The sequence below is a fragment of the Pseudomonas sp. H1_A03 genome (assembly GCF_054685145.1).
The window spans coordinates 731,260-748,774 of record NZ_CP162829.1 but is presented as its reverse complement, the minus strand read 5'-3'; the positions used below and the strand labels follow the sequence as shown (position 1 = coordinate 748,774).

17 protein-coding genes are annotated in these 17,515 nt (G+C 60.7%); 13 read left to right on the top strand and 4 right to left on the bottom strand.

From position 1 onward, the window contains the following. The first annotated feature begins 85 nt into the window (after window positions 1–85). The 8 genes from AB4O35_RS03540 (at window position 86) to fdhA (ending at window position 9,950) form a co-directional block, all read left to right on the top strand. Window positions 86–814, top strand: a complete 729-nt coding sequence (locus tag AB4O35_RS03540; protein WP_065880154.1) for a TraX family protein — start codon at window positions 86–88, stop codon at window positions 812–814. A 265-nt stretch (window positions 815–1,079) separates the two neighbouring features. Beyond that, entirely contained in the window at window positions 1,080–2,333 is a 1,254-nt protein-coding gene (glyA, locus tag AB4O35_RS03535; RefSeq protein ID WP_065871850.1) for a serine hydroxymethyltransferase, read from the top strand. Window positions 2,334–2,355: 22 nt separating this feature from the next. Then, a complete protein-coding gene (locus tag AB4O35_RS03530; protein WP_010207084.1) occupies window positions 2,356–3,606 on the top strand; it encodes a sarcosine oxidase subunit beta in 1,251 nt (416 codons plus the stop codon). 15 nt (window positions 3,607–3,621) lie between these two features. Further along, window positions 3,622–3,924 carry a sarcosine oxidase subunit delta gene (locus AB4O35_RS03525; RefSeq protein ID WP_065880153.1) on the top strand — a complete coding sequence of 101 codons (303 nt, stop codon included), beginning with the start codon at window positions 3,622–3,624 and terminating at the stop codon, window positions 3,922–3,924. After that, complete coding sequence (locus AB4O35_RS03520) at window positions 3,921–6,938, top strand: sarcosine oxidase subunit alpha (protein WP_065880152.1); 3,018 nt, start codon at window positions 3,921–3,923, stop codon at window positions 6,936–6,938. The genes AB4O35_RS03525 and AB4O35_RS03520 overlap by 4 nt, the downstream gene beginning before the upstream one ends. 122 nt (window positions 6,939–7,060) lie before the next feature. After that, complete coding sequence (locus AB4O35_RS03515; protein WP_065891364.1) at window positions 7,061–7,693, top strand: sarcosine oxidase subunit gamma; 633 nt, start codon at window positions 7,061–7,063, stop codon at window positions 7,691–7,693. A 10-nt stretch (window positions 7,694–7,703) separates the two neighbouring features. Then, window positions 7,704–8,561, top strand: a complete 858-nt coding sequence (gene purU, locus AB4O35_RS03510; protein WP_065871846.1) for a formyltetrahydrofolate deformylase — start codon at window positions 7,704–7,706, stop codon at window positions 8,559–8,561. A gap of 189 nt (window positions 8,562–8,750) precedes the next feature. Then, window positions 8,751–9,950, top strand: coding sequence for a formaldehyde dehydrogenase, glutathione-independent (fdhA, locus tag AB4O35_RS03505; RefSeq protein ID WP_049711206.1), 1,200 nt, complete (start codon window positions 8,751–8,753; stop codon window positions 9,948–9,950). Window positions 9,951–9,993: 43 nt separating this feature from the next. On the opposite strand, the gene AB4O35_RS03500 is transcribed toward fdhA, so the two are convergent. The 3 genes from AB4O35_RS03500 to AB4O35_RS03490 all read right to left on the bottom strand — a co-directional run bounded on the left by AB4O35_RS03500 (window position 9,994) and on the right by AB4O35_RS03490 (window position 11,591). Beyond that, the gene (locus tag AB4O35_RS03500; protein WP_065909944.1) at window positions 9,994–10,386 is read right to left on the bottom strand and encodes a hypothetical protein; all 393 of its coding nucleotides are present in this window, start codon (window positions 10,384–10,386) and stop codon (window positions 9,994–9,996) included. A 160-nt stretch (window positions 10,387–10,546) separates the two neighbouring features. Further along, window positions 10,547–10,948, bottom strand: a complete 402-nt coding sequence (locus AB4O35_RS03495; RefSeq protein WP_065871844.1) for a DUF3757 domain-containing protein — start codon at window positions 10,946–10,948, stop codon at window positions 10,547–10,549. Window positions 10,949–11,132: 184 nt separating this feature from the next. Next, window positions 11,133–11,591: an anti-sigma factor domain-containing protein gene (locus AB4O35_RS03490; protein ID WP_065871843.1), complete on the bottom strand. Its 459-nt coding sequence runs from the start codon at window positions 11,589–11,591 to the stop codon at window positions 11,133–11,135. Window positions 11,592–11,727: 136 nt separating this feature from the next. Between AB4O35_RS03490 and AB4O35_RS03485 the strand changes: the two genes are divergently transcribed. Beyond that, entirely contained in the window at window positions 11,728–12,300 is a 573-nt protein-coding gene (locus AB4O35_RS03485) for a DUF2780 domain-containing protein (protein WP_065871842.1), read from the top strand. Here the strand turns inward: AB4O35_RS03485 and AB4O35_RS03480 are convergent. Then, a complete protein-coding gene (locus AB4O35_RS03480; RefSeq protein WP_065871841.1) occupies window positions 12,297–13,184 on the bottom strand; it encodes an acyltransferase in 888 nt (295 codons plus the stop codon). The genes AB4O35_RS03485 and AB4O35_RS03480 overlap by 4 nt on opposite strands. Before the next feature lie 173 nt (window positions 13,185–13,357). On the opposite strand from AB4O35_RS03480, the gene rloA2 reads away from it, so the two are divergent. The 4 genes from rloA2 to creD are packed head-to-tail and all read left to right on the top strand — an operon-like array spanning window position 13,358 to window position 17,400. Continuing rightward, window positions 13,358–13,858, top strand: a complete 501-nt coding sequence (gene rloA2, locus AB4O35_RS03475; protein WP_065880150.1) for a retropepsin-like aspartic peptidase RloA2 — start codon at window positions 13,358–13,360, stop codon at window positions 13,856–13,858. Window positions 13,859–13,867: 9 nt separating this feature from the next. Further along, window positions 13,868–14,536 (top strand): two-component system response regulator CreB, encoded by a 669-nt coding sequence (creB, locus tag AB4O35_RS03470; RefSeq protein ID WP_065871839.1) that lies wholly within the window; start codon window positions 13,868–13,870, stop codon window positions 14,534–14,536. Next, entirely contained in the window at window positions 14,536–15,975 is a 1,440-nt protein-coding gene (gene creC / locus AB4O35_RS03465; RefSeq protein WP_065891366.1) for a two-component system sensor histidine kinase CreC, read from the top strand. Before creB ends, creC begins: the two co-directional genes overlap by 1 nt. A 51-nt stretch (window positions 15,976–16,026) precedes the next feature. Then, window positions 16,027–17,400 carry a cell envelope integrity protein CreD gene (gene creD / locus AB4O35_RS03460; RefSeq protein ID WP_065880148.1) on the top strand — a complete coding sequence of 458 codons (1,374 nt, stop codon included), beginning with the start codon at window positions 16,027–16,029 and terminating at the stop codon, window positions 17,398–17,400. The last annotated feature ends 115 nt before the right edge of the window (window positions 17,401–17,515 follow it).

The following is a 17,515-nucleotide window of genomic DNA, read 5'->3' as shown; positions in this document are numbered from 1 at the left end:
ATTCCTATGGTCGATGTTGGTGCGCACTGTAACCAAGATTGTCGCGGGTGCGCACGCACTGTAAATGCAAAGTCACTGGGGAATTATGCACGGTACTGAAACGATTCCTGTCGGACGCGTCCGTGATGGCGCCTTGGATTTGCTCAAGTGGCTGGCGCTGTTGAGCATGGTGCTGGACCACCTGCGTTATGTCGGTTTGAACCTGGATGGCTTGTATGTGCCGGGGCGCCTGGCGTTTCCGTGGTTTTGCCTGGCGATTGCGGCGAATTTGCATCGGACGAGAATCGCGCCTGTCACGGGCCAGTGGCGGTATCTGGGATGGTTGTTGCTGTTCAGCGTGATCAGCGAAGTGCCGTATCGGATGTTTATCGATGATGCCGATACGTTGAACGTGCTGCCAACCTTGGCGTTGGGGTTGCTGGTTGCGCGAGGATGGCAGCAGAAGGCGCTTTTTGATCGAGGATTGGCGTTGATTGCCGTCGTAATCGGCGCTGTATTTTCCACGCACCTGATGTTCGGTTTTTTTGGTGTGTTGCTGCCGCTGGCGATGCTGTTGGTGTTTCGCCGGCCCTGGTATTTAAGCGTGTTGCCGGGGTTGGTGTGTGTGGCCGCCAATCAATGGCAGGTATTGCTCAATAGCGGCACGCCTGTCGCGTTGATGGGGTTGGCCGCCTGCCTGATCGCGCCATTGGCGGGATTAGTCCTGTTGCGACATGCCAAAGATGTCGCGCCCCCGGCCATGCGCCGTTGGGCTTACGCCCTCTACCCCCTGCATTTCCTCCTGCTGCTGCTCGTTCGCAAGATCATCGCGTAACCCTTGTGGGAGCTGGCTTGTCGAATCGTCGAACCGCTGCGATGGCATTACGTCGGTTCTGCTTATAGACCGAGGTGTCTGCATCGCAGGCAAGCCAGCTCCCACACAAACCCATTCCCACATTTGTTTCGGTGTTGTTCACGCCATGTCGTAAACGCACCTTTGCGTGGCGTCCGTAGGCATTTGACCTGCTGGCGTCAGCCCTACCATCGCATCAAAGGGCTCTGCACGGGCCTCAACAATACGAAAGGCTGGGAGAGACGCGATGTTCAGCAAACAAGACCAGATCCAGGGATATGACGACGCACTGCTGGCGGCCATGAATGCCGAGGAGCAGCGTCAGGAAGATCATATCGAGCTGATCGCGTCGGAGAACTACACCAGCAAGCGCGTGATGGAAGCCCAGGGCAGCGGCCTCACCAACAAATACGCCGAAGGCTACCCGGGCAAGCGCTACTACGGTGGCTGCGAGCACGTGGACAAGGTCGAAACCCTGGCCATCGAGCGCGCCAAGCAGCTGTTCGGTGCCGATTACGCCAACGTGCAGCCGCACTCCGGCTCGTCCGCCAACAGCGCGGTGTACCTGGCCCTGCTGAACGCCGGTGACACCATCCTCGGCATGAGCCTGGCCCATGGCGGCCACCTGACCCACGGCGCCAAAGTGTCGTCCTCAGGCAAGCTGTACAACGCGGTGCAATACGGCATCAACACCGACACCGGCCTGATCGACTACGACGAAGTCGAACGCCTGGCCGTGGAACACCAGCCGAAGATGGTGGTGGCCGGTTTTTCCGCCTACTCCAAGACCCTGGATTTCCCACGCTTTCGCGCGATTGCCGACAAAGTCGGCGCGCTGTTGTTTGTCGACATGGCCCACGTCGCCGGCCTGGTTGCCGCCGGCCTGTACCCGAACCCGCTGCCGTACGCCGATGTGGTCACCACCACTACCCACAAGACCCTGCGCGGTCCGCGTGGCGGCCTGATCCTGGCCAAGGCCAACGAAGCCATTGAAAAGAAACTCAACGCCGCTGTATTCCCCGGCGCCCAGGGCGGCCCGCTGATGCACGTCATCGCCGGCAAGGCCGTGTGCTTCAAGGAAGCCCAGGAGCCTGGCTTCAAGGTCTACCAGCAACAGGTGATCGACAACGCCCAGGCCATGGCCGAGGTGTTCATCAAGCGCGGCTACGACGTAGTGTCCGGCGGCACCGACAACCACCTGTTCCTCGTCAGCCTGATCCGTCAGGGCCTCACCGGTAAAGAGGCAGACGCTGCTCTCGGACGCGCCCACATCACCGTCAACAAGAACGCCGTGCCGAATGACCCGCAGTCGCCGTTCGTGACCTCGGGCCTGCGCATCGGCACCCCGGCGGTGACCACGCGCGGTTTCAAAGTGCCGCAGTGCATCGAACTGGCGGGCTGGATCTGCGACATCCTCGACAACCTCGGCGACGCCGATGTCGAGGCCAACGTGGCCAAGCACGTGTCTGCCCTGTGCGCTGATTTCCCGGTTTATCGCTGAGCGCGGTTTTGGAGTAATGACTATGCAACGCTACTCAGGCTTCGGCCTCTTCAAGCACTCACTCAGCCACCACGAAAACTGGCAGAAGATGTGGCGCACGCCGACCCCTAAAAAGGTCTACGACGTAGTCATCGTCGGCGGCGGCGGGCATGGTCTGGCGACCGCTTACTACCTGGCCAAGGAGCACGGCATCACCAACGTGGCCGTGGTCGAGAAAGGCTGGCTGGGCGGCGGTAACACCGCGCGCAACACCACCATCGTGCGTTCCAACTACCTGTGGGACGAGTCGGCGCACCTTTACGAACACGCGATGAAACTGTGGGAAGGCCTGTCCCAGGACCTGAACTACAACGTGATGTTCTCGCAGCGCGGCGTGTACAACCTGTGCCACACCCTGCAAGACATCCGTGATTCCGAGCGCCGCGTCAGCGCCAACCGCCTCAACGGCGTGGACGGCGAGCTGCTCAACGCCAAACAGGTAGCGGACGAGATCCCGTACCTCGACTGCTCGAAAAACACCCGCTACCCGGTCCTCGGCGCCACCGTGCAACGTCGCGGCGGCGTGGCCCGCCACGATGCCGTGGCCTGGGGCTTCGCCCGCGCGGCTGACGCGCTCGGTGTGGACTTGATCCAGCAGACCGAAGTGATCGGCTTCCGTAAGGAAAACGGCGTGTGCATTGGCGTGGAAACCAACAAGGGCTTTATCGGCGCCAAGCGCGTCGGTGTGGTCACGGCCGGTAACTCTGGGCACATGGCCTCGCTGGCCGGTTTCCGCCTGCCGATCGAATCCCATCCGCTGCAAGCGTTGGTGTCGGAGCCGATCAAGCCGATTATCGACAGCGTGATCATGTCCAATGCCGTGCACGGTTACATCAGCCAGTCCGACAAGGGCGACCTGGTGATCGGCGCCGGTATCGACGGCTACAACGGCTACGGCCAGCGCGGTTCGTACCCGGTGATCGAGCACACCATCCAGGCCATCGTCGAGATGTTCCCAGTGCTGTCCCGCGTGCGCATGAACCGCCAGTGGGGCGGCATCGTCGACACCACGCCGGATGCGTGCCCGATCATCTCCAAGACACCGGTTCCGAACATGTTCTTCAACTGCGGTTGGGGCACCGGTGGTTTTAAAGCGACTCCGGGCTCAGGCAACGTGTTTGCCGCCAGCCTCGCCAAGGGTGAAATGCACCCGTTGGCTGCACCTTTTTCCATCGACCGTTTCCACAACGGTGCGTTGATCGACGAACACGGCGCTGCGGCCGTCGCCCACTAACAGGAGAAATTCCCTATGTTGCATATCTTCTGTCCTCACTGTGGCGAACTGCGCTCCGAAGAGGAATTCCACGCGTCCGGCCAAGCGCACATCCCGCGCCCGCTGGACCCGAACGCCTGCACCGATGAAGAGTGGGGCGACTACATGTTCTTCCGTGACAACCCGCGCGGCCTGCACCACGAGCTGTGGATTCACGCCGCCGGTTGCCGCCAGTATTTCAACGCCACACGCGACACCGTGACCTACGAAATTCTTGAAACCTACAAGATCGGCACCAAGCCGCAATTCACCGCCAAGGCTGCTGGAGAGAAGGTATGAGCCAGACCAATCGCCTGTCCAACGGTGGCCGGATCGACCGCAATAAAGTCCTCACGTTTACCTTCAACGGCCAGAGCTACAAAGGCTTTGAAGGCGACACACTGGCCGCGGCCTTGCTCGCCAACGGCGTCGACATCATCGGCCGCAGCTTCAAGTATTCGCGCCCACGCGGCATCTTTGCCGCGGGCGCCGAAGAGCCGAACGCGGTGCTGCAGATCGGCGCCACCGAAGCCACCCAGATTCCCAACGTGCGCGCCACGCAACAAGCGCTGTACCAAGGTTTGGTCGCCACCAGCACCAACGGCTGGCCAAACGTGAATACCGACGTGATGGGCATTCTCGGCAAGGTCGGCGGCAAGCTGATGCCACCGGGTTTCTACTACAAAACCTTCATGTACCCGCAATCGTTCTGGATGACGTACGAGAAGTACATCCGTAAGGCGGCTGGCCTTGGCCGCTCGCCGACCGAGAACGACCCGGACACCTACGACAACTTCAACCGTCACTGCGACGTGCTGGTGGTCGGCGCAGGCCCTGCGGGTTTGGCCGCTGCACTGGCTGCTGCGCGCAGCGGTGCACGTGTGATCATCGCCGATGAGCAGGAAGAGTTCGGTGGTTCGCTGCTCGACTCGCGTGAAAGCCTCGATGGCAAACCCGCTACTGATTGGGTTGCCAGCGTGATCGCTGAACTCAAAGCCCTGCCGGACGTGGTGCTGCTGCCCCGCGCTACCGTCAACGGTTATCACGACCATAACTTCCTGACCATCCACGAACGCCTCACCGACCACCTCGGTGACCGTGCGCCGATTGGCGTGGTGCGTCAGCGTATTCACCGTGTGCGTGCCAAGCGTGTCGTCCTCGCGACCGGTGCGTGCGAGCGTCCATTGGTGTACGGCAACAACGACGTGCCGGGCAACATGCTGGCCGGCGCAGTTTCCACCTACGTGCGCCGCTACGGCGTGGCACCGGGCAAGAAACTGGTGCTGTCGACCAACAACGACCACGCCTATCGCGTTGCGCTGGACTGGCTCGACGCCGGCCTGCAAGTGGTGGCCGTGGCCGATGTGCGCCATAACCCACGCGGCGCGCTGGTTGAAGAAGCCCGTGCCAAAGGCATTCGCATCCTCACCGGCAGCGCCGTGATCGAAGCCCGTGGCAGCAAGCATGTGACCGCTGCCCGCGTGGCCGCGATTGATCTGAAAGCACACAAAGTCACCAGCCCAGGCGAATGGCTGGACTGCGACCTGGTGGCCAGCTCCGGCGGCTACAGCCCGGTGGTCCACCTGGCCTCACACCTGGGCGGCAAGCCGACCTGGCGTGAAGATATCCTCGGTTTTGTACCGGGCGAAGCACCGCAGAAACGCGTGTGCGTCGGCGGTATCAACGGTGTCTACGGCCTTGGCGATTCCCTGGCGGATGGTTTTGAAGGCGGCGTGCGCGCGGCCAGCGAAGCCGGTTTTGCGCCGGTGGAAGGCACACTGCCAAAAGCTCTGAGCCGCCTGGAAGAACCGACGCTGGCTGTTTACCAAGTGCCGCACGACAAACCCACCGCACGGGCGCCAAAGCAATTTGTCGACCTGCAAAACGACGTGACTGCCGCCGCCATCGAACTGGCGACCCGCGAAGGTTTCGAGTCGGTTGAGCACGTCAAACGCTACACCGCGCTGGGCTTCGGCACCGACCAGGGCAAGCTGGGTAACGTCAACGGCCTGGCGATTGCCGCGCGCTCGCTGAACGTGACCATCCCGCAGATGGGCACCACCATGTTCCGCCCGAACTACACGCCGGTGACGTTCGGCGCGGTGGCGGGCCGTCACTGTGGGCACATCTTCGAGCCGGTGCGCTACACCGCGCTGCAAGCCTGGCACGTGAAAAACGGCGCCGAGTTTGAGGACGTCGGCCAGTGGAAACGCCCCTGGTATTTCCCGCGCAATGGTGAAGACCTGCACGCCGCAGTAAAACGTGAATGCCTGGCCGTGCGCGACAGCGTTGGTCTGCTCGATGCGTCGACCCTCGGCAAGATCGATATCCAGGGCCCGGATGCCCGCGAGTTCCTCAACCGCATCTACTCCAACGCCTGGACCAAGCTCGATGTGGGCAAGGCGCGCTATGGCCTGATGTGCAAGGAAGACGGCATGGTCTTCGACGACGGCGTAACCGCCTGTCTCGCCGACAACCACTTCCTGATGACCACCACCACTGGCGGCGCCGCCCGTGTGCTGCAATGGCTGGAAATCTACCAACAGACCGAGTGGCCAGACCTCAAGGTGTACTTCACCTCGGTCACCGACCACTGGGCCACCATGACCCTGTCCGGCCCCAACAGCCGCAAGCTGCTGGCCGAAGTGACCGACATCGACCTGGACAAGGACGGCTTCCCGTTCATGACCTGGAAGGAAGGCCTGGTCGGCGAGGTACCGGCTCGCGTGTTCCGGATTTCGTTTACCGGTGAGCTGTCGTACGAAGTCAACGTGCAGGCCGACTACGCCATGGGCGTGCTGGAAAAAATCGTCGAGGCCGGCAAGAAGTACAACCTGACCCCGTACGGCACCGAAACCATGCACGTACTGCGGGCCGAGAAGGGCTTCATCATCGTCGGCCAAGACACCGACGGTTCGATGACCCCGGACGACCTGAACATGGGCTGGTGCGTAGGCCGCACCAAGCCATTCTCGTGGATCGGCTGGCGCGGCATGAACCGTGAAGATTGCGTGCGTGAAGAGCGTAAGCAGCTGGTTGGGCTCAAACCGATCGATCCGACCGTGTGGCTGCCGGAAGGCGCGCAGCTGGTGTTCGATCCGAAGCAGTCGATTCCGATGAAGATGGTGGGTCACGTCACCTCAAGTTATGCGCACAACTCCCTGGGTTATTCGTTTGCCATGGGCGTGGTGAAGGGCGGCTTGAAGCGCGTCGGCGAGCGGGTCTTCTCACCGCAGGCGGATGGCAGTGTGATCGAGGCGGAGATTGTGTCTTCGGTGTTCTTCGACCCGAAAGGCGATCGTCAGAACATCTGATCGACGGCATCGCAGGCAAGCCAGCTCCCACACTTGAATGCATTCACCCTTCAAGAATGTGGGAGGGGGCTTGCTCCCGATGACGTCAGTAGCCGCACAACAGAATTCAGGAAAGGTGCTTTATGACAGCAGCCAACGTTTACCAACAACGCCCCACTACCGGCGCCAAGGCCGAGTCGTCGCTGCACCATGCCGACCTCGCCAGCTTGGTCGGCAAGGGCCGCAAGAACGCCGGTGTGACCGTGCGTGAAAAGAAACTTCTCGGCCACCTGACTATCCGCGGCGACGGCCATGACGCTGCTTTTGCCGCCGGCGTGCACAAGGCTCTCGGTATTGAGCTGCCAGCCGCTTTGACGGTGATCGTCAAAGGCGAAACCAGCCTGCAATGGCTCGGTCCGGATGAGTGGCTTTTGATCGTGCCAAGCGGTGAAGAATTCGCCGCCGAGCAAAACCTGCGTGCCGCCCTGGGTGACCTGCATATCCAGATCGTCAACGTCAGCGGCGGCCAGCAGATCCTTGAGCTCAGCGGCCCGAACGTGCGCGAGGTGCTGATGAAGTCCACCAGCTACGACGTGCACCCCAACAATTTCCCGGTGGGCAAGGCAGTGGGCACGGTGTTCGCCAAGTCGCAACTGGTGATCCGCCACACCGCTGAAGACACCTGGGAGCTGCTGATTCGTCGCAGCTTCTCGGATTACTGGTGGTTGTGGTTGCAGGATGCCTCGGCTGAATTCGGTCTGAGCGTCCAAGCCTGAGGAGTGACCCATGAGCCGCGCACCTGATACATGGATTTTGACCGCCGACTGCCCCAGCGTGCTCGGCACGGTGGACGCGGTCACCCGCTACCTGTTCGAGCAGGGCTGCTACGTTACCGAGCACCACTCGTTCGATGATCGGCTTTCCGGGCGATTTTTTATTCGCGTCGAATTTCGCCAGCCCGACGGTTTTGACGAGCAAGGTTTTCGCGATGGCCTGGCCTCTCGCGGTGAAGCCTTTGGCATGATCTTCGAGCTGACGGCGCCGAACTACCGGCCAAAAGTAGTAATCATGGTCTCAAAGGCCGATCACTGCCTGAACGACCTGCTGTACCGCCAGCGTATCGGTCAACTGTCGATGGACGTGGTGGCGGTGGTGTCCAATCACCCCGATCTGCAACCTTTGGCCGACTGGCACCAGATTCCCTACTACCATTTCCCCCTCGACCCCAACGACAAACCGTCCCAGGAGCGTCAGGTGTGGCAGGTGGTGGAAGACACCGGCGCCGAATTGGTGATCCTTGCGCGCTACATGCAAGTGCTGTCACCGGAGTTGTGCCGCAAGCTGGATGGCAAGGCCATCAATATCCATCACTCGTTGTTGCCGGGGTTCAAGGGCGCCAAGCCGTATCACCAGGCGTACAACAAGGGCGTGAAATTGGTTGGCGCCACGGCGCATTACATCAACAACGACCTGGATGAAGGCCCGATCATTGCCCAGGGTGTGGAGGTGGTGGATCACAGTCACTACCCCGAGGACTTGATTGCCAAGGGGCGTGATATTGAAGGGCTGACACTGGCCCGTGCAGTGGGGTATCACATTGAGCGAAGGGTGTTCTTGAACGCCAATAGAACTGTGGTGCTCTGACTGACGCTATCGCAGGCAAGCCAGCTCCCACATTGGGAGTATGTAAACCCAATCAAATGTGGGAGCCGGGCTTGCCCGCGATGAGGCCCTCACTAGCAACGCAAAAACAGCATCTGTACCCGAGCACTTAAACGCGCTGCCCACCCAACGGGCAACGCGGTTCCATAAAAACAACAGCGAGGTGAAAGCATGTCTGGTAATCGTGGTGTCGTGTATCTCGGCAACGGCAAGGTCGAAGTACAGAAAATCGACTATCCCAAAATGCAGGACCCCCGTGGCAGGAAGATTGAGCACGGCGTCATTCTGCGCGTGGTCTCCACCAATATCTGCGGCTCCGACCAACACATGGTGCGCGGCCGTACCACTGCCCAGACCGGCCTGGTGCTTGGTCATGAAATTACCGGTGAAGTGATCGAGAAGGGCAGCGACGTCGAGAACCTGAAGATCGGCGACCTGGTTTCCGTTCCCTTCAACGTCGCGTGCGGCCGTTGCCGCTCATGCAAAGAACAACACACCGGCGTGTGCCTGACCGTCAACCCGGCCCGTGCCGGTGGCGCCTACGGCTACGTCGACATGGGCGACTGGACCGGCGGCCAGGCTGAATACGTGCTGGTGCCGTACGCCGACTTCAACCTGCTGAAACTGCCGGACCGCGACAAGGCCATGGAGAAAATCCGCGACCTGACGTGCCTCTCCGACATCCTCCCGACCGGCTACCACGGCGCCGTCACTGCCGGTGTTGGCCCTGGCAGCACCGTCTACATCGCCGGCGCTGGTCCGGTCGGCCTGGCCGCTGCCGCTTCTGCACGCCTGTTGGGCGCTGCGGTGGTGATCATCGGCGACGTCAACCCAATCCGCCTGGCCCACGCCAAGGCACAAGGGTTCGAGATTGCCGACCTGTCCACGGACACTCCGCTGCACGAACAGATCGCTGCGCTGCTGGGTGAGCCGGAAGTGGATTGCGCCGTCGACGCCGTAGGCTTCGAAGCGCGCGGCCACGGCCATGAAGGCGTCAAGGCGGAAGCCCCGGCCACCGTACTCAACTCGCTGATGGGCGTAGTGCGCGTGGCGGGCAAGATCGGTATCCCGGGCCTCTACGTAACTGAAGACCCGGGCGCCGTGGATGCCGCTGCGAAAATGGGCAGCCTGAGCATTCGCTTCGGCTTGGGCTGGGCCAAATCCCACAGCTTCCACACCGGCCAGACCCCGGTGATGAAGTACAACCGCGCTCTTATGCAGGCGATCATGTGGGACCGCATCAACATTGCCGAGATCGTGGGCGTGCAGGTGATCAGCCTGGATGACGCGCCACGCGGGTATGGCGAGTTCGATGCGGGTGTGCCGAAGAAGTTTGTGATTGATCCGCATAAGCTGTTCAGCGCGGCATAACGTTCAAGGCTGAAAAAAATGGCGACCCGGAGGTCGCCATTTTTTATGGGTCACTGATGGTTGAAAGTCGCAGATAGGGATCGGCCACCTCACCGTTTTTGATCAGGCGCTTGCCACCGTAGTCGCAATAGACCTTGCCGTTGCGCTCACTGAACTCCTCGGCCTTGAGCGCGTATTCCGGGTCCAGATAGTCGTCCTTGGTGGCTGCCGTTTGCCCTGTCCACGCCTTGTCGTTGGTCGTGGCAGTGTACTGATAACCCTTGCCATAGGGCGCCGGAAGGTCAGGGTCTGTATAGGGTTTGGATTGAAGGTCGCGAGTGGCCGGGCATTGGTCGAGGCCCGTGGCCTGGTGCGGTGAGGCCTGGTCTCGCGTGCGAGAATGCAGGTTGTTGATTGCGCTGAAGACAGCATAAAAATTGGGTATCAATCCGATCATGATCGTTACAGCTCCTTGTTTTGTGGCCGAGCCTCTCCGTTGAAAGTGAATGGGAAGGCTGCCTTGAGTGGGCTGTCTGGATGGATGAGTTCCGCCACAACCTGGTCCGCTGACTGTGGGTTTGTGGGCGGTAACTGTAGGAATGTCTCGGTAGCGTTTTTCACCGATGCGTAAATGAGCACTTGGCAACTTCCATGGCTTCGCAATACGTGCCTTTCCAATCGCCTATCGGGAGAAGGTTCCAATGGAAGACAGGTTTGAGCGTGACCGAAAAGCTCGCGTCGTTGTTCATTGGCCCTTTGTAGGTGCAGGTGACGGATTGGTCGGTTGCATCGTAGCGGGCATCGTGAAACGTCGAATCAATAAGGTACGACGCTGTCGCCTGCGGGTTTGCGCCTACCCAGGTGCGACCATCGGGATATGACGCTTCATAGCGGTAACCTCCATTGGCCATCTCCGTTTGTTTGATGTCTTGGATCGGCGGGCAGGTGGAAGTCGCCGCGTGGGTACTGTCCATCAGTGACACCATGGCTAACACGCCTGCAAGCAGTGCACTTTTCATAGCCCACCTCCTGTGGGGCGTGGAAGGCCCTATGCTGCAGGTGGTGTGCGGGCGGCAGCTACTGTTAGAAGTGACAGTGATTTAGAAGAAATCGAGATTAAGGTGCGGTTTTTTATTGCCAGATATGAAAAAACGACGCGCGTACAGGTGATCAGCCTGGATGACGCACTACATGGTTTGCGTGTCAGCGATTGGCCAGAGCGCCTTGGTACACCGTCGGGCCGGTTGGCTGCTTGCTCAACGATCCACCCTTGGTCTCCGAGCTCACCATCAATTCCACTGGCTTGCGAATGCTGGCTTGCTGGCGTGGGTTCAATCCAATGATGCCCTTGCCATCTTCCGGTAACAGCCCCAGGGAAACCGGTGCGCCGTCTTCTGGCATGGCCCACAGTTCCAGGCTTCGGTCGGGTTCAGGCGCCGCCGCGGCAATGGGTTCAACTTCGAGGTAATCCTTGTGCGCCATGACCTGCGCTGCTGGCTGCTGGGTGGTGGTCACCAGGGTCGCGGCGGATTTGACGGTGTCCTGAGTGTAGAGCGCGCCGCCGAGCCCGGTGACGATGGCCACGCACACGCCGATGAACACGCGCGGGCGGCTCCAGAACGGGGGTTTTTGTTCAATCACTTGGGGGCGGCTGGCGCTCATACGGCTGTTCCTGGCATTTTTTGAATTCATTCCATGGACTGCCACCCTGCCATTGGGTTCCTCGGCCGGCCCGGAACAATGGGCTGGATGCCCAGTCAAACGCCTGCTTTCACCCCTACACCCAGAGGTTGTTTCGATGAAGATTTCACGCGGTTTCGCCCTTTCCTGCCTGATGACCCTGGCAGCCGGCCCGGTGCTCGCCGCAGGTTTCAGCCTTGGCGACGCGGCCAATGCCATTTCCGGTATGCAGGGTGGCAACAACAAGGCTGCCGCTGCCGCACCGTCTTCCGAGACGGCCGGTTTGCTGAGTGCATTGACCTCTCAACTGAACATCACCCCCGAACAAGCGGTCGGCGGCACTGGCGCCATGCTGGGCCTGGCCAAGAACAAGCTGAGCGGGAATGACTACTCGCAACTGGGCAATAGTGTGCCGGGCCTCGACCAGTTGTCGGGCAACAACGCATTGGGCAGCCTCGGGGCCTTGAGCGGGATGCTCGGCCAGGCCGGTGGCAGCAAGACCAGTGGCCTCGACGGCCTGCTGGGTAACGTGAAGAACACCAATGACCTGAACACCGCGTTCAGCGCCCTGGGCATGGACAGCGGCATGGTTAGCCAGTTTGCGCCGGTAATCTTGCAATACCTCGGCGGGCAGGGTGCCAACAGTTCCTTGCTGGGCAAGTTGGCCCAGGCGTGGGGTACTGGCAGCTAACGACTTTGTGCGCGCAGTTGTTCGATGCGCGCATCCTTCTCCTTCCAGAGCTGGTTTACCCAGTTCTGGACGGTCTGGCGAAAGGCCGGATCGTTCTCGTAATCCCCTTGCCACAATGCCGGGTCCAGCTCACGGGTACGGATATCGATGATCACCTTTGGCACTGCGCCACTGATCAAATCCCAGAACCCAGGGATTTTTTGCTGCGGATAGACAACCGTCACGTCGAGTACCGCATCCAGCTGTTCTCCCAGGGCTGCCAGCACAAACGCCACGCCACCCGCCTTGGGTTTGAGTAGCCGGGTAAACGGCGAATCCTGTTGCCTACGCTTGGCTTCGGTGAACCGCGTGCCTTCCAGATAATTGACCACCGTCACTGGCTGGCGCTTGAACAGCTCGCAAGCCTCTTTGGTGATCTTTAAATCCTGCCCGGCCAGTTCCGGGTGCTTGGCGAGGAATGCCTTGGTGTAGCGCTTCATGAACGGATAATCCAGCGCCCACCAGGCCAGGCCGAGGAAGGGCACCCAGATCAGCTCTTTTTTCAGGAAGAATTTGAAGAACGGCGTGCGACGGTTGAGGGCTTGGATCAGCGCCGGAATATCCACCCAGGATTGGTGGTTGCTGATGACCAGGTAGGAGGTATCACCGCGCAGGTCTGCGCCACCGCGAATGTCCCATTGGGTCGGGATGCACAGCGCGAAGATCAGCTTGTCGATCTCGGCCCAGGTTTCGGCGATCCACATGACCGCCCACGACATGGCGTCACGAGCGCGACCAGGGGCCGCCACCTTGAGCAGGGCAAACACCATCAGCGGGCCGATCAGGACCAGGGTGTTGAGCAATAACAGCAATGAGACAAAACAGCCGGTGAGCAGGCGGCGCATAAGCAACTCTTGCAATCGTGTGGGCGGGTCATGATAAGCAGCTTGAGTCTAGAGGCCAAATCGCAAATGGCCGGACGAATGTTTCACAATGTGCCGGGTATGCTGGGACGAGCTAACTAAGTGCTGCCTTTGCGGTCTAGAATCCGCCTACTTCTTTCCGAGGAAATCACTTCGTGAAACTGCTCCTTGCCTCCCTCGCCCTGGCTGCCCTGCCTGTCATGGCCGCCGAACCGACCCTTTACGGTCGCTACGAATACATCCAATTGCCGGAGATCGGCGAAACCTTCAAGGCCAAGATGGACACCGGCGCGTTGACCGCCTCGCTGTCGGCGCGTGATATCGAAACCTTCACCCGTGATGGCGACGACTGGGTGCGCTTCCGCCTCGGCGGCAAGGATGCCTCCAACAAAGTCTACGAACACAAAGTCTCGCGCATCAGCAAGATCAAGAGCCGCGCCGACGAAGACGAGGACAAGGATGAAGCCAGCGTGGCCAAGCGCCCGGTGATCGACTTGGAAATGTGCCTGGGCAACGTCAAGCGTACCGTCGAGGTTAACCTCACCGACCGCAGCAGCTTCAACTACCCGTTGCTGATCGGTGCCAAGGCCCTGCGTGAATTCGGCGCTGCGGTAAATCCGGCCCGTCGTTACACTGCTGACAAACCGGACTGCTGACGGAACACCATGGCGCATATCCTGATTGTCGAAGACGAAGCGGCGATAGCCGACACGCTGATATTCGCCCTGCAAGGCGAGGGCTTTACCACCACCTGGCTGAGCCTTGGCCAGGAGGCGCTGGCCCACCAGCGCCAGACGCCGGCTGACCTAGTCATCCTCGACATCGGCCTGCCGGACATCACGGGGTTCGAAACCTGCAAGCAACTGCGTCGCTTCAGTGAAGTACCGGTGATGTTTCTCAGCGCGCGGGATGGCGAGATCGACCGCGTGGTGGGGCTGGAGATCGGCGCCGACGATTATGTGGTCAAGCCCTTCAGCCCTCGGGAGGTGACCGCGCGGGTCAGGGCGATCCTCAAGCGGATTGGCCCAGGGGCTGCGCCCACGGTGTTCCAGGTTGATCTGGAACGCATGCAGATTGCTTATCGCGGCCAGCCCTTGAGCCTGACGCGCCATGAATTCCGCCTGCTGCAGAGCTTGCTGGAACAACCTGAGCGTGTCTTCAGCCGCGAGCAATTATTGGACGCGGTCGGTGTGGCGGCGGATGCCGGCTACGAGCGCAATATCGACAGCCATATCAAAAGTCTGCGCAGCAAATTGCGCAGCGTGGCTGCCGATGCCGAGCCGATCCAGACCCATCGCGGCCTCGGCTACAGCTACAGCCCGAGCAATAGCTGATGCGCCTGGGGCTGCGGATTTTCCTGGTGTATGCGCTGTTTATCGGCCTCACCGGCTACTTCGTGCTCAGCACTGTCATGAAGGAAATCCGCCCCGGTGTGCGCCAGTCCACCGAAGAAACCCTGGTGGACACCGCCAACCTGCTGGCCGAGATACTGCGCGATGACGTCAAGAACGGCACCCTCGGCCAAAGCCACTGGCCGGCCTTGCTCAAGGCCTACGGCAGTCGCCAGCCGGGCGCGACCATCTGGGGTCTGCCGAAAAACCAGGTCAACCACCGCATCTATGTGACCGACGCCAAGGGCACCGTGTTGCTCGACTCCACGGGCGACGCGGTGGGCCAGGACTATTCCAAGTGGAACGACGTGTACCTGACCCTGCGCGGTGAATACGGCGCCCGGTCCACTCGCAGCGCAGCGGATGACGCCACCTCATCGGTGATGCACGTGGGCGCGCCGATCCGTGACAACGGCCAGATCATCGGCGTGGTCACCGTGGCCAAACCGAACAGCTCATTGCAGCCCTATGTCGACCGCACCGAGCGGCGCCTGCTGTGGTACGGCGCGGGCCTGGTGATTCTGGGTCTGCTGCTGGGCGCACTGCTGTCGTGGTGGTTGAGCGCCGCGCTGCGCCGGTTGACGGCTTATGCCGAAGCGGTCAGCGAAGGCCGGCGTGCCGAGTTGCCGCATTATAGGGGCGGCGAACTCAAGCAGTTATCCACTGCCGTGGAGCACATGCGTACGCAGTTGGAGGGCAAGGCCTATGTCGAACATTACGTGCACACCCTGACCCACGAATTGAAAAGCCCGTTGGCGGCGATACGCGGCGCGGCGGAGTTGTTGCAGGGCGATATGACCCGCGAACAACAACAGCGTTTTGTCGGCAACATCGACAGCGAAAGTGCGCGCCTGCAGCAGTTGATCGAGCGCTTGCTGAACCTGGCGCAAGTCGAGCAACGCCAAGGCCTGGAAGAGCAGGCGAGTATCCCGTTGGCCGCGATGGTCGATGAGGTCATCAAGGCCCAATGCGCGCGCATTGAAGGCGCCCAATTGTGCGTTGAACAGACGATTGCGGCGGATGTGCAGGTGTGTGGCGAGCCCTTCCTGCTGCGTCAGGCCTTGGGCAATCTGCTGGACAACGCCCTGGACTTCACACCGCCCGGTGGCCAGTTGAAATTCAGCGCGCAGACGCGTCACAACGACGTGCAGGTGAGTCTGTTCAACCAGGCCGCGCCGATTCCCGACTACGCGCTGCCACGCTTGAGCGAGCGTTTCTACTCACTGCCACGCCCGGCCAGCGGGCGCAAAAGCACCGGCCTGGGCCTCAACTTTGTCGAGGAAGTGATGAAGCTGCACGGCGGCGCGTTGCAGATCGGCAATGTGCAAGGCGGCGTGCAAGTGGTGCTGCATCTCCACACAGTCTCCACATTGCCCACATAAATCCCCCACACAGGCTGCCCAGACTCTCCCCATCAAAACAGGGAGAGACCCATGAACCGCAGCCTGCTTTTCAAACTTGGCGCGATTGCGCTACTGATCCTGCTGTTGCTGATTCCGTTGCTGATGATCAACGGCATCATCAGTGACCGCCAGCAATTGCGCGACGGCGTACTGATGGACATCGCCCGCAGCTCCAGCTATGCCCAGCGTCTCACCGGCCCGGTGATGGTGGTGCCGTATCGCAAGACCGTGCGCGAGTGGAAGCTCAATGAAAAGCTCAACAAGCGCTACGAAGTCACCCGCGAAGAGCGTGGTCGTCTGTATTTCCTGCCGGATCGTTTTGAGCTCGACGGCAAAGTGCAGACCGAACTGCGTGCGCGGGGCATCTACCAGGCGCGGCTGTTCCATGCCGATAACCGCGTCAGCGGGCGTTTCGAGCTGCCTGCGCAGTTGGGGATCACCGAGAACTTTGCCGATTACCGTTTTGAACCGGCATTTCTGGCGGTGGGTATCAGCGATATTCGCGGCATTGAAAACGCATTGAAGCTTGAGCTGGGCAGCCAGCAGCTGGAGTTCGAACCGGGCTCCCAGGTCGACTGGCTCGGTGAGGGCGTGCACGTGGCGCTGCCGGAGCAGGACACTAAAAAGCCCTACGTGGTGGATTTCGCCTTTGACCTACGCCTGCAAGGCACCGAGCAACTGCAAGTGGTGCCGGTGGGCAAGACCAGCCAAGTGTCACTCGCGTCCAACTGGCCGCACCCAAGCTTTATCGGCAACTTCCTGCCGGCGCAACGCGAGATCAGCGACAAAGGCTTTAGCGCCAACTGGCAGACTTCATTCTTCTCCACCAACCTCGAGCAAGCCCTGCAGACCTGCCTGGACGGGCAAGGCTGTGACGACTTCAACAACCGCAGCTTCGGCGTCAACTTCATCGACCCGGTGGACCAGTACCTCAAGAGCGACCGTGCGATCAAATACGCGTTGCTGTTTATCGCCCTGACCTTTGCCGGTTTCTTCCTGTTCGAAGTGCTCAAGAGCCTGGCGGTGCACCCGATCCAGTACGCCTTGGTGGGCTTTGCGCTGGCGTTTTTCTACCTGCTGCTGTTGTCGTTGTCCGAGCACATAGGCTTCGCCATGGCCTACCTCATCTCCGCCAGTGCCTGTGTGTTGTTGATTGGTTTCTACGTGTGCCATGTGCTGCGCAGCGTGGCCCATGGGTTGGGTTTCTCGGCGGGGTTGGCGGCGTTGTATGGCTTGTTGTACGGGCTGTTGAGTGCCGAAGATTATGCGTTGCTGATGGGGTCGTTGCTGCTGTTCGGCTTGTTGGGCACGGTGATGGTGCTGACGCGCAAACTGGACTGGTATGGCGTGGGCAAGCGCAAAGCGGCCGAGCCACTGCAGTTTGACCTGGAGGCAGTGCAATGATCGGGTTGCGCGAGGACCAGCAAATGAAGGCGAGGATGGTCGACTTCCTCAATAACGCCGCCGCACAATGTGGGAGCGGGCTTGCTCGCGAAGGCGGTATGTCAGCCACAGATGT

Excerpts from the sequence above, each read along its gene's own strand:
- AB4O35_RS03540 (WP_065880154.1), top strand. The coding sequence starts at position 86 with ATGCACGGTACTGAAACGATTCCTGTCGGACGCGTCCGTGATGGCGCC.
- glyA (WP_065871850.1), top strand. The coding sequence starts at position 1,080 with ATGTTCAGCAAACAAGACCAGATCCAGGGATATGACGACGCACTGCTG.
- AB4O35_RS03530 (WP_010207084.1), top strand. The coding sequence starts at position 2,356 with ATGCAACGCTACTCAGGCTTCGGCCTCTTCAAGCACTCACTCAGCCAC.
- AB4O35_RS03525 (WP_065880153.1), top strand. The coding sequence starts at position 3,622 with ATGTTGCATATCTTCTGTCCTCACTGTGGCGAACTGCGCTCCGAAGAG.
- AB4O35_RS03520 (WP_065880152.1), top strand. The coding sequence starts at position 3,921 with ATGAGCCAGACCAATCGCCTGTCCAACGGTGGCCGGATCGACCGCAAT.
- AB4O35_RS03515 (WP_065891364.1), top strand. The coding sequence starts at position 7,061 with ATGACAGCAGCCAACGTTTACCAACAACGCCCCACTACCGGCGCCAAG.
- purU (WP_065871846.1), top strand. The coding sequence starts at position 7,704 with ATGAGCCGCGCACCTGATACATGGATTTTGACCGCCGACTGCCCCAGC.
- fdhA (WP_049711206.1), top strand. The coding sequence starts at position 8,751 with ATGTCTGGTAATCGTGGTGTCGTGTATCTCGGCAACGGCAAGGTCGAA.
- AB4O35_RS03500 (WP_065909944.1), bottom strand. The coding sequence starts at position 10,386 with ATGATCGGATTGATACCCAATTTTTATGCTGTCTTCAGCGCAATCAAC.
- AB4O35_RS03495 (WP_065871844.1), bottom strand. The coding sequence starts at position 10,948 with ATGAAAAGTGCACTGCTTGCAGGCGTGTTAGCCATGGTGTCACTGATG.
- AB4O35_RS03490 (WP_065871843.1), bottom strand. The coding sequence starts at position 11,591 with ATGAGCGCCAGCCGCCCCCAAGTGATTGAACAAAAACCCCCGTTCTGG.
- AB4O35_RS03485 (WP_065871842.1), top strand. The coding sequence starts at position 11,728 with ATGAAGATTTCACGCGGTTTCGCCCTTTCCTGCCTGATGACCCTGGCA.
- AB4O35_RS03480 (WP_065871841.1), bottom strand. The coding sequence starts at position 13,184 with ATGCGCCGCCTGCTCACCGGCTGTTTTGTCTCATTGCTGTTATTGCTC.
- creB (WP_065871839.1), top strand. The coding sequence starts at position 13,868 with ATGGCGCATATCCTGATTGTCGAAGACGAAGCGGCGATAGCCGACACG.
- creC (WP_065891366.1), top strand. The coding sequence starts at position 14,536 with ATGCGCCTGGGGCTGCGGATTTTCCTGGTGTATGCGCTGTTTATCGGC.
- creD (WP_065880148.1), top strand. The coding sequence starts at position 16,027 with ATGAACCGCAGCCTGCTTTTCAAACTTGGCGCGATTGCGCTACTGATC.